This is a genomic window from Roseiarcus sp. (genome assembly GCF_052145395.1).
In the GTDB taxonomy this organism is placed as follows: Bacteria; Pseudomonadota; Alphaproteobacteria; order Rhizobiales; family Beijerinckiaceae; genus Roseiarcus.
In genome coordinates, this window is the sequence record NZ_JBKQOT010000806.1 from 1 (window position 1) to 10006 (window position 10006).

Genomic DNA, 10006 nt, shown 5'->3' on the forward strand with positions numbered 1-10006 from the left:
CGGAGGAGGAGGCGGCGGAAGCGGAACCAGTTCCGCCTCGGCGGGCGGTTCGGCATCCAGTTCGGGCGGCGGCTCGGCGACGGGCGGCGGCACGGCTTCTGCGAGCGGCGGCGGGTCCGGCGGCGGCGCAGGGGTGGGCCGCGGCGGCGGGTCCGGCAGCGGTGGCGGCGGCGGCGGTGCAGGCGGCGGCGGAGGCAGCGCATCGGCGTCGTCGTCCTCGAGCGCGTCGGCCTCGACCAGCGGCAACGGCTCGGCGTCCGGGTCGGCCTCGTCGTCCGCTTCCGGGGCAGGCGGAGGCGGCGGATCCGGTCATGGCAGCGGCCACGGCGGAAAATAGCTCCGGCCCTGCGTTTGTCGGCTTCTTACGACCTCGACCAGCGCGACGGCGATCAAAACGACCGTGCGCTGGTCGTGACGGCCTGATGGGTCACGGCTTCGCTAACGACAAGATCCCGCGCTACGACGAAGCGGCGGCGACGGAGCCGTGGACTCGCACGATCGACTGGCCAGACAGATATTTGCGAACCTGAGGGCGCAACGCTCGCTTTTTCGCCTGCTGCTGTCGAAACGCCGGGGGGCCGCGCGTCTTTGTCTCGAGCGCGTCTAAGAGCCGCGCCCGCATGGAGACGAACAATGCGCTATTTGCTGATGATCCACACGGACGAGAAGGCGATGCAGGCGGCGCCCAAGGAAACCTTGGGACAGATGACGGCGGCCTATGGCGCCTATACGGCGGCGATGAAGGAGGCCGGCGCCTATGTCGGCGGCGAGCGCTTGCACCCGAGCGCGACGGCGACCGTCGTCCGCGTGAAAGATGGCAAGCCCCACGTGCTGAACGGACCCTACGCCGAGATCAAGGAACAGCTCGGCGGCTATTATCTGATCGAGGCGGCTGATCTCGACTCCGCGATCGCCTGGGCGGCGCGCTGCCCGGGCGCCGCGACCGGCGCGATCGAGGTCCGGCCGATCTGGCCGATGTGACCCACGCCCGCGCCGAGGCCACGATGAAGCCGGTCGCGCCCGATCGGACCAGGTCGGCGCTGGCGGCCGCCGAGCGCGCGGCGCGCGAGAGCAATGGCAAGCTCGTCGCCTTCCTCGCCGCGCGCGAGCGGGACTTGGCGGGGGCGGAGGACGCCCTCGCCGACGCCTTCGCCGCCGCCCTCGCTGTGTGGCCGCCACAGGGCGTCCCGGCGAACCCGGAGGGCTGGCTCGTCATCGCCGCGCGACGAAAGCTTGTCGACGCCGCCCGCCGGCGCCAAAGCGCGCAGGCGTCCGAAGCCACGCTGGCGCTAATCGCCGAAGAGCTCGAAACGGCGGAGCGGGAGACGATCCCCGACCGCCGTCTCGCGCTCATGTTCGCCTGCGCCCATCCGGCGATCGATGAGGCGATCGCGCCCCTCCTGCTGCAGACGATCCTCGGCCTCGACGCGGCGGCGATCGCGTCGCCCGCGGCGATGGGCCAGCGGCTCGCGCGCGCCAAGGCGAAAATCCGACTCGCCGGCGTGCCGTTCCGCATGCCCGAGCGCGAGGATTTGCCCGAGCGTCTGGCGGCGGTCTTCGAGGCGATCTACGCCGCTTTCTCCCACGGCTGGGACGAAGCCTTCTCGGACGACCCGCGCGGGCGCGATCTTGCCGAGGAGACCATTTGGCTCGGCCGCATGGTCGCCGCACTCGCGCCGGACGAGCCCGAGGCCAAAGGCCTCCTCGCCCTGATGCTCTTCGCCCACGCCCGCCGCGCCGCCCGGCGCGACGCGCTCGGGCGCTACGTTTCGCTGAGCGAACAGGATGCGGCGCTCTGGGACGCAGCCGCGATCGACGAGGCGGAGCGCCTTCTGCAACAGGCGAGCGCGGCGCAATCGGCCGGGCGTTTCCAGCTCGAAGCGGCCGTCCAGTCCGCACACGCCGCGCGCCGGCTCGTCGGGGCGACCGACTGGGAGGCGATCGCCGCTCTTTACGACGCCCTCTATGTCCTGACCGGCTCCCCGGTCGTCGCGATCAACCGGGCGGCCGCCGTCGCCCACACGCGGGATCCAGCGGAGGGGCTCGCGCTCCTGGAGGCGGCCGGCGGCGAGGGCCGGCTCGACGCGTTCGAGCCTTACTGGGTGGCGAAGGCGGACCTGAACGCGAGGATTGGCGAGCGCGACGCCGCGCGGCAGGCTTACACCGTTGCGATCGGCTTGGAGACCGACCCGGCGGCGCGGGCTTTTCTTATCGAACGGCTCGCGGCTGTGGGCTGAAGCCCCGCCTGGCTGAAGCCCCGCCGGCTTCATTTTCGCGAAACCATACGGCTTTGCCGGGCCTTAACCGTGCCCGAAGGGAACCTTTTCCGCTGCGTCAGGATTCATTTCTCGGAAGACATCAGCGCTCAGACTGTCATCGACAAAGGGAGCCGGCGGATGAGAGCCGGCGGGTCGGGCGTCAGAATGAAGGATAGCGTTATGGGTCTCGCAGTCGAGAAGAGCCGGTCGATCGTCAGCGCGATGATCCTCGGCCGTAGAGTCACCGCACAGGACGTCGCATGGCTGAGGCGGGAAGTCTTCGCCGAAGGCGAGGTCACCCGGGAGGCCGCCGAGGAACTGTTCGCGGTCGCCCGCGCAGGCATGAACAACGCGCCGGACTGGACGGAGCTGTTTGTCGAGCTGATCACCGACCATGTCGTCTGGCAGTCCCGGCCGATCGGGTTCGTCACCGACGAAGAGGCGCAGTGGCTGATCGAGCGAGCCGACTCCTGTCAGTCGATCGAGGCGCTGGCGGCGCTGGTCAATGTGCTCGCCGAGGCGCACCGCGCGCCGCAGTGGTTCGTCACGGCGGTGCGCGCCCGCGCCGCTCAATGGCAAACGGCGGACGCGGCGCTGCGGGCGAAAGCAAGCTGATAAGGCCGAGTTCCGCGCCGCCATCCTACGCGGGATAAGGCCGTCCCTCGAAAGGCTCGGCGTGATACCCCTTCTCGCCGATGGCCTTCGCCAGCGGCCCGCGGATGTCGCCGGTCTCCCTGAGGCGCGCGACGACCGCCTCGACATCCCACTTCGGCCGCCAGCCGAGTTCGCGCCTCGCCAGCGCGTTGTCGTAGACGCGGTCAATCGAGGCCGCCATCCGCCAGCCGCGCCGGGCGTATTCGTCCTGCCAACCGGGAACCCGCTCGCGTGCGACGCTGGCCGCGTCGTCGCGCAGCCGCGCCGCGTCCTCGCGCTGGAACGGCGTCGTCGCGCTGATCACATAGAGGCCGAAGCCGATCGCGGGCGCGCGTTCGGCGGCGACGAGATGGGCGTCGACGACGTCCTCGATCGCCACGCGTCGGTAGAGAAACTCGTTCACTTTCAGGTTGTCTGAGGTGAACGCCGCCCGCGCCTGCGGATCGTCGTCGGGCTCGGGAAAGAACCGCGAGGTTCTCAAGACGATGCAGGGCAACCGCTCGTTGCGCCAGAAGAGCCGGCAGAGGTCCTCGGCCGCGGTCTTGGTGACGCCATAGATGTTCTTGGGAACCGGCGCGACCTCTTCGTCGATCCAGGCGGCGGGCTCGCCCGGCGGGGGTCTTAGCGCGTCGCCGAAGGCGCTAGTGGTCGAGGTCATGACGAAGCTTTCGACCCCGACGCGCGCGGCCTCCTCGAGCAGGATCAGGGCGCCCAGCACGTTGGTCTCGACAAAGGCGTCGCGCCCATGCGTGCCGACATGCGGCTTGTGCAGAGTCGCCGTGTGCAGGACAGCTCGGACGCCGTTCATCGCGCGTTTGACGAGGCCGCGATCCGCGATCGACCCGACGACGTCGGTGAACGGCGACGGCAGGACGTCGAGGCCGATCGCATCGCGCCGGTCCGCTCGCAGCGTGCGCATCAGCGCCTCGCCGAGGTGCCCTGAGCTTCCGGTGACGAGAACGGTCATGGGCGCGCATTCCTGAGCGCGGCTCGCATCGCCGCGCCCCGGTGTCTACCACGCCCCTACCGGCCGGAAAGGCTGTTCCAGAAAGCCACGGAGCGCGCCGAGCGTGCCGCCCTTGTCCTAAAGCTGCTCGAAACCGATCTTGCTGTCGGGCTCCTTCTTCCAGACGTACCAGACGTAGTCGACCGTCGTGCGGTCGCCCTTCTTGTCGAAGGCGATGTCGCCGATCACGGTATGGAAGGGCGTGCCGGAATGCATGACGTCCGCGACCCTCTTGGGATCGAGCGAATTGGCCTTCTCCGCCGCCTGCTTGATGATCTGGACGCCGGCGTAGGAATAGAGCGTATAGCCCTGCGGGTCGAAGCCTTTGGCCTTGAAGGCCGCGACCGCCTCCTGGGCGTTGGGGTTCTTGCGCGGCTCGGGTCCGAAGGTCATCAGCGTGCCTTCGACGCCGGGGCACCGATTGCGGCGAACTCCCAGTCGGTGATGCCATCGCCGGAGATCATGACCGTGTTCAGGCCCTGGTCGCGCATCTGGCGCAGGATGAGGCCGCCCTCGGTATGGAGGCCGCCCCACATCAGATAGTCGGCCCCGGCTTGCTTGATCTTGGAGACGATCGCGGAATAGTCCTTCTCGCCGGTGTTCACGCCTTCGTACAGGACCTCGTTGACGCCGAACTTGTGCATGTCGTCGCGCGCGGCGTCGGCGAGCCCCTTCCCGTAGGGCGTCTTGTCGTGAATGATGGCGATTGTCTTGCCCTTGAGCTTGTCGCGGGCGAGCTCGGCCCACACCAGTCCCTGCTGGTCGTCGCGGCCGCAAGTGCGGAACGCGTCCCAGAGCTTGCGGTCGGTCACCTTGGGGTTGGTCGCCGACGGCGTGATGAACAGAATGTCGTTCTCCGAATAGACGTCGGAGGCCGGGATGGTCACGCCCGAATTGAAGTGGCCGATGACGAACTTGACGCCGTCGCCGACGAACTTGTTGGCGACCGACACGCCCTGTTTCGGATCGGAGACGTCGTCGCCCGGCTCGACGACGAGCTTCTGGCCGAGAATGCCGCCGGCCGTGTTGATGTCATCGACGGCCTGCTCGACGCCCTGCGTCAACTGGGCCCCGAAGGCGGCGTTTGCGCCGGTGATCGGACCGGCGACGCCAATCTTGATTTGGGCGTGACCCGCGCCGACGAAGGCCATCGACACGGCGAGCGACAGGGGAACCAGGGAGCCGACCCGCATTTTAACCTCCTATAGTGTTTTTACTGGTTAGCTTGCCGAGGCTAGCACGCCGCCCTAACTTGTAAAGTGCAGAATGACAGTTAGCACTCATCCCGGTTCCGAACTGCCCCCGTCTCGCGCCGGCTCGCTGCCGCTGGTCGGCGGATCAATCGCCTTCGACTTCGCCAACACCGAGTCGGGACGCGGAACGGATCAGCACCAGAACCACGTGCGGGAGGCGGATAACGTTGCCGCCTGGATCGAGCACGCCGGGACGCTGTCGCTGGACGACGTCGCGAGCCTGCGCGCCGAACTCTCGGCCGACCCCGGTCGTGCGGAGGAGCTTCTCGTCGTCGCGCGCGCGCTGCGCGCGGCGATCCAGGCTGTCGGATCGGCGATCGCCGCCGGCGGCGACCCGCCCGAGGCCGCGCTGGCCAAGCTCTCAGCCCTGCACGCGCGGTGCCTGTCGCACGCGACGATGATCGCGGACGCCAGCGCCTGCAGATGGGCTTGGAGCGTCCACGCTTCGCCCGTCGAGGCCGCCCTTGGCCCAATCGGTCTCGCCGCCGTCAAAGTGTTCACCGAGGGCGACTTCAGCCGCATCAAGCAGTGCGGCGGCCACGCCTGCGGCTGGCTTTTCCTCGATACGACCAAGAACAACGGACGCCGATGGTGCGAGATGGAGGTCTGCGGCAATCGCGCCAAGCAGAAGCGGCTCGCGGCGCGAAGGCGGGGCGAATGATCCGGGCGCTCGCGGTCGTCCTCTTTGCGCTCCTGCTCGCGGGCTGCTCGCCGCAAGTCGAGACCGACCAGGCGCGCCTCTGCCGCATGGCGCTGCCGGCGCTCATGGCCGACGGCGCCGCGATCGACATTCTCGCCGAGACCCCGGACCCGGACGGCCGCGGACTCGCGGTCGCGTTTTCCGCCCGGCCGTCCGGCCCGGTGCCCGAACGCCATCTCGCCGCCTGCCGGTTCCGCGAGCCGGGACGGCCGCGGGAATCGCGCGATCTCATCGGGCTGACGCTCGACGGCGAAGCGCTCGGCGAGGCGCGGCTTTTCGCCCTCGTCCGCTACTGGCTGGCGACGCCGGAAGGACGGGCCGCCGACCCGGCCCCGCTCGGGGATCTGACGCGGGCCCCGGTCCTGTCGAGGCGCGCGGCCTACGCCCTGCAGATGGCGCTCGACGGCCTGCCGCTCGCCGCCATCTACGCCCTGCTCGCCGCCGCCTACTCGCTGATCTACGGCCTTATCGGCCGGATCAATTTCGCTTTCGGGGAGCTTGCGGCGGCGGGCGGCTATGGCGCCGCGATGACGGCGCTGGCGCTCGCCGGCCTGCCGCCCGCGCCCCTGCTCGCTGCAGCTTTCGTCATGGCCGCCGCGGTGGCGCTCGGCTGGGGCTTCGCCACGGCGCGCTGCGTCTTCATCCCGTTGAGGCGGGCGCGCGGTCAGCAGACGCTGGTCGCGACCGTCGGGCTCGCGATCTTCCTGCAGGAGCTTTTGCGAGTCGCCCAGGGCGATCGCGCCAGCTGGATGACGCCTGTGCTCAACCAGCCGTTTGCGCTCGCGCGCTCGGGCGACTTCGTCGCCGCCGCCACGCCGATGACTTTTGTCGCGAGCGGCGTCGCGCTCGGCGTCGCCCTCGCCCTCGTCGTCGTTTTCCGCTGGACGCGCGCCGGCCGCGAGTGGCGGGCCTACGCCGACGACCCGCTCGGCGCGGAATTGCTCGGAGTCAGCCCCTCGGCGACGACCGCGCGCGCCTTCGCCTTGTCGGGAGCGCTGGCCGGACTCGCCGGGGCGATCATGACCGCCTCCTACGGGGCGGTCGGCTACGCGCTGTCGGCGACCTTGACCCTGAAAGCGCTCGCCGCGGCCGTCGTCGGAGGAATTGGCTCCCTGCCCGGCGCTTTTCTCGGCGGCCTTGTCATCGGCGCCGCGGAGGCCGGGTGGTCGGCGGTCTTTCCGATCGACGACCGCGACCTCGCCGTTTATGCCTTGCTGATCGTCTTTATCGCGCTCAGGCCCTCCGGACTCCTGGGCTCGCGCGACCCTGTCGTCGAAGGACTGCGACAAAGCCGATCTTGACTTGACCGCCGCCTGTCCCACATCCTTCCCGCACGCTCAGAGGGCCGCTTCGGCCCGGAGGTTTTCCATGTCTCAATTCGTCGCAGCGACGCCGCCGCAATCCGTGCGCAGTGACGCCCTCGCCGGTGTCCGCACACGGCGGATCATCGCCGTCTGCCTCGACTTCGTGATCGTCAGCGTCCTCGTCGCGCTTTTCTGGACCACCTCGATCGTTTTGACGCTCGGGTTGGCGCTGTTGTTCCTGCCGCCGCTGTGGCCGATCGTCGCGTTCTTCTACAACGGCCTCACGGTGTCGGGCGCCAAAATGGCGACGCCGGGCATGCGCGTCATGGACCTCGAGATGCGCCTGCACGACAGCGGCCGGCGCGTCCCGTTCGTCAACGCTGCGGTGCACGCGGTTCTGTTCTACGTGAGCTGGTGCTTTCCCCCGGTTTTTCTGGTGTCGCTCGTCGACTCGGAGAAACGGTGCCTTCACGACATCATCGCCGGGGTCGTGATCGTGCGGCGGCTGTGACGCGCGCAGCCGCCGGCTTGCGTTCGCGTTAGGGAGCGGCGCACTCGAAACGGATGACAAAGGGAGTGGGCAAAGCGTGACCAGGGAAGTGCGCGACGCCCCGCAGTTCTATCTGACAGCGCCCTCGCCGTGCCCGTACCTGCCCGGTCAGCAGGAGCGCAAGATCTTTACCCATCTGGTGGGCAAGCGGGCCGCGTCTCTGAACGACCTCTTGACCCAGACGGGCTTCCGCCGCTCCCAGACGATCGCCTATCGTCCGGCCTGCGAAAGCTGCCGCGCCTGCGTCTCGGTGCGCGTGCTGGTCGAGGACTTCCGCCCGAACGACAGCCAGCGCCGGGCGATGCGAGCCAATGCCGATCTCATCGGAAACTTCATCGCCCCGAAGCCGAACAACGAGCATTTCGCGCTGTTCCGCGCCTATCTCGACGCGCGCCACCCGGAGGGCGGGATGGCGGACATGTCGTCGCTCGACTTCGCCATGATGGTCGAGGACACGCATATCGACACGCAGCTTGCCGAGTATCGGCTGCGCCGCACGCCGGAAGACACGATCGGGGGCGGCGCGCTCTACGCCGTCTGCCTGACCGACCGCCTCGCCGACGGGCTGTCGCTCGTCTATTCCTTCTACGCACCCCACCACGCGCGCCGGTCGCTCGGCGCCTTCGTCATCCTCGACCATATCGCCAAGGCCCGCGCGCTCGGCCTGCCGCACGTCTATCTCGGCTATTGGGTCGAGGGGTCGAAGAAGATGGGCTACAAGGCCGCCTACCTGCCGCAGGAGCGCCTCGGCCTGCACGGCTGGACGCGGGTGGAGCGGTAGGTTTCCCAATCGCGCAGCAGACCCTCGTCCGGCCGCTTTCGCGGCCACCTTCCCCGTGAGGGGGAAGGGGACGCCCCTCTCCCACTTTATCTTATCTCACTTTCTGGGCCGTCCACGTCGGTCGCCTCCGTTCGCGCTGTGCGCGACGTCACAGCGTGGGCGGCGGCGGGAGGAGCATGCAACGGTTCATGGCAACGGCCAATCACGAGGAAAGGGAACGAACATGTTGCAGGCTCAGCGTCCCCGCGGCGTCCGGCTCGGCGTCGACTTCGAGGCGAACGCGCTGATGGTCACCCAGGGCTCGGAGGCCTATTCCACGGCCTGCCGGCGGGCCCAGGAGGCGAGCAGCGAGGAGATGGCTCACGACTGGAGCGAGGTCGCCAACGCGATCAGGCGCAAGACCCGCCGGCGCGCGGGTTTCATGTCGCCCGTCGCCTCGTTCAGCAAGGCGCTTTCGGCGTCGAGCGGCCCGGAGTGGCCTTTCACGTGACCGCGGCGAGGCCCCGCGCCCGGCGTCGCGCTGTCGCTGGCCTCGCCCTCAGTGACGGCGGAAGGCGATCCGGAGAAGCTGGATGGCGCCGTTCTCGAACCCCAATGCGGCCTCGTCGAGATAGCGCAGGTAGTCGGCGACCTTCTCCGGGCCGACCAGGGCCTCGGCCGGCGCTCGGGCCGCGAGCAGGCGCCGCTCCCATTTGCGCAGGGTGCGGGCGTAGTGCTGGCGATGGTTCAGCAACTGCTCGGGCTCGAACCAGCGCGACGCCGCCAGCAGAACCTCGTCCGCCGTCGGCAACTCGCTCTCCCGCCAGATCTTTTCGCGCAGGAACGGCGTGAGCTGGCGGATGCGGCCGTAGGCGATGGTCTGCAGCGACAGTTTGCCGCCCCGAGGCAACCGGCGCCGGCAGAAATCGAAGAACTGGGCGTAGACGGCAAGCCGCTCCTCGGGCGAATGGTCGCAGCGGCCGAAATGCTCGAACGCGCCGATCGAGACGATCCCGTCGAACGGCTGCGGATCGTGGTAGTGCTGCCAGTTCGAGATGACCATCCGCGCCCGCGAGTGCGCCGGCCCTTCCTCGAATCGCTGCTTTTGAGCGAGGCTCAGCGTCAGGCCGACCGCCTCGCCGACGTCCCTTTCATCGACCAGATAGCGCAGCAGCGCGCCCCAGCCGCATCCGACATCGAGGATCCGCGCGCCTGGGCCCGCTCCAGCGGCGTCGGCGTGAAAGCGCAGTTTCTCGACCTGCGCCTCTTCGAGCGATTGCGCGTCCGAAGTGAACAGCGCCGCGGAATAGATCATCCGCGAATCGAGCCACAGCTCGTAGAAGTCGTTGCCGGAGTCATAATCGTATTGGATTTCCTCCTGGGAGGTCGTGCGCATGGTCACGCTTCCCTCAGAGCCTCTTTTTTCGCGGCCGACCAGGTCCGTTACATTGCGGGATTCAACGAAACGACGCGGTGAGCGATCATCGAGCACTTATCGAACTCCCTTCCGGCAAGCCACCT

General features: G+C 68.8%; 11 protein-coding genes and 1 pseudogene. 8 read left to right on the forward strand and 4 right to left on the reverse strand.

The window, feature by feature from the left end:
* The coding region (locus ACLP25_RS27710) for a hypothetical protein (protein WP_442472318.1) at positions 1-246 on the reverse strand (246 nt) is incomplete at its 3' end.
* A 387-nt stretch (positions 247-633) separates the two neighbouring features.
* Here ACLP25_RS27710 and ACLP25_RS27715 point away from each other — a divergent pair.
* The 3 genes from ACLP25_RS27715 (at position 634) to ACLP25_RS27725 (ending at position 2873) form a co-directional block, all read left to right on the forward strand.
* Positions 634-981: a YciI family protein gene (locus ACLP25_RS27715; protein ID WP_442472319.1), complete on the forward strand. Its 348-nt coding sequence runs from the start codon at positions 634-636 to the stop codon at positions 979-981.
* A gap of 23 nt (positions 982-1004) precedes the next feature.
* Positions 1005-2237, forward strand: a complete 1233-nt coding sequence (locus tag ACLP25_RS27720; RefSeq protein ID WP_442472328.1) for an RNA polymerase sigma factor — start codon at positions 1005-1007, stop codon at positions 2235-2237.
* 201 nt (positions 2238-2438) lie between these two features.
* On the forward strand, positions 2439-2873 hold the full coding sequence (locus tag ACLP25_RS27725; protein ID WP_442472320.1) for a hypothetical protein: 435 nt from the start codon (positions 2439-2441) through the stop codon (positions 2871-2873).
* Between the two features lie 25 nt (positions 2874-2898).
* Here the strand turns inward: ACLP25_RS27725 and ACLP25_RS27730 are convergent, their stop codons facing one another.
* Complete coding sequence (locus tag ACLP25_RS27730) at positions 2899-3879, reverse strand: NAD-dependent epimerase/dehydratase family protein (protein WP_442472321.1); 981 nt, start codon at positions 3877-3879, stop codon at positions 2899-2901.
* A 117-nt stretch (positions 3880-3996) separates the two neighbouring features.
* Positions 3997-5111, reverse strand: a pseudogene (locus ACLP25_RS27735) (branched-chain amino acid ABC transporter substrate-binding protein).
* A gap of 73 nt (positions 5112-5184) precedes the next feature.
* Here ACLP25_RS27735 and ACLP25_RS27740 point away from each other — a divergent pair.
* The 5 genes from ACLP25_RS27740 to ACLP25_RS27760 all read left to right on the forward strand — a co-directional run bounded on the left by ACLP25_RS27740 (position 5185) and on the right by ACLP25_RS27760 (position 8996).
* Positions 5185-5832 carry a CGNR zinc finger domain-containing protein gene (locus ACLP25_RS27740; RefSeq protein WP_442472322.1) on the forward strand — a complete coding sequence of 216 codons (648 nt, stop codon included), beginning with the start codon at positions 5185-5187 and terminating at the stop codon, positions 5830-5832.
* Positions 5829-7172: a branched-chain amino acid ABC transporter permease gene (locus tag ACLP25_RS27745; RefSeq protein WP_442472323.1), complete on the forward strand. Its 1344-nt coding sequence runs from the start codon at positions 5829-5831 to the stop codon at positions 7170-7172. The genes ACLP25_RS27740 and ACLP25_RS27745 overlap by 4 nt, the downstream gene beginning before the upstream one ends.
* A gap of 67 nt (positions 7173-7239) precedes the next feature.
* Positions 7240-7686: an RDD family protein gene (locus tag ACLP25_RS27750; protein WP_442472324.1), complete on the forward strand. Its 447-nt coding sequence runs from the start codon at positions 7240-7242 to the stop codon at positions 7684-7686.
* 76 nt (positions 7687-7762) lie between these two features.
* Positions 7763-8506: an arginyltransferase gene (locus tag ACLP25_RS27755; RefSeq protein WP_442472325.1), complete on the forward strand. Its 744-nt coding sequence runs from the start codon at positions 7763-7765 to the stop codon at positions 8504-8506.
* A gap of 223 nt (positions 8507-8729) precedes the next feature.
* Positions 8730-8996 (forward strand): hypothetical protein, encoded by a 267-nt coding sequence (locus ACLP25_RS27760; protein ID WP_442472326.1) that lies wholly within the window; start codon positions 8730-8732, stop codon positions 8994-8996.
* 48 nt (positions 8997-9044) lie between these two features.
* Here the strand turns inward: ACLP25_RS27760 and ACLP25_RS27765 are convergent, their stop codons facing one another.
* Complete coding sequence (locus tag ACLP25_RS27765; RefSeq protein WP_442472327.1) at positions 9045-9881, reverse strand: class I SAM-dependent methyltransferase; 837 nt, start codon at positions 9879-9881, stop codon at positions 9045-9047.
* Positions 9882-10006 lie beyond the last annotated feature (125 nt).

What these genes read in the sequence shown, in the direction of transcription:
- ACLP25_RS27760 (WP_442472326.1), top strand. Translation starts at nt 8,730, where the DNA reads ATGTTGCAGGCTCAGCGTCCCCGCGGCGTCCGGCTCGGCGTCGACTTC.
- ACLP25_RS27730 (WP_442472321.1), bottom strand. Translation starts at nt 3,879, where the DNA reads ATGACCGTTCTCGTCACCGGAAGCTCAGGGCACCTCGGCGAGGCGCTG.
- ACLP25_RS27740 (WP_442472322.1), top strand. Translation starts at nt 5,185, where the DNA reads ATGACAGTTAGCACTCATCCCGGTTCCGAACTGCCCCCGTCTCGCGCC.
- ACLP25_RS27765 (WP_442472327.1), bottom strand. Translation starts at nt 9,881, where the DNA reads ATGCGCACGACCTCCCAGGAGGAAATCCAATACGATTATGACTCCGGC.
- ACLP25_RS27750 (WP_442472324.1), top strand. Translation starts at nt 7,240, where the DNA reads ATGTCTCAATTCGTCGCAGCGACGCCGCCGCAATCCGTGCGCAGTGAC.
- ACLP25_RS27745 (WP_442472323.1), top strand. Translation starts at nt 5,829, where the DNA reads ATGATCCGGGCGCTCGCGGTCGTCCTCTTTGCGCTCCTGCTCGCGGGC.
- ACLP25_RS27715 (WP_442472319.1), top strand. Translation starts at nt 634, where the DNA reads ATGCGCTATTTGCTGATGATCCACACGGACGAGAAGGCGATGCAGGCG.
- ACLP25_RS27720 (WP_442472328.1), top strand. Translation starts at nt 1,005, where the DNA reads ATGAAGCCGGTCGCGCCCGATCGGACCAGGTCGGCGCTGGCGGCCGCC.
- ACLP25_RS27725 (WP_442472320.1), top strand. Translation starts at nt 2,439, where the DNA reads ATGGGTCTCGCAGTCGAGAAGAGCCGGTCGATCGTCAGCGCGATGATC.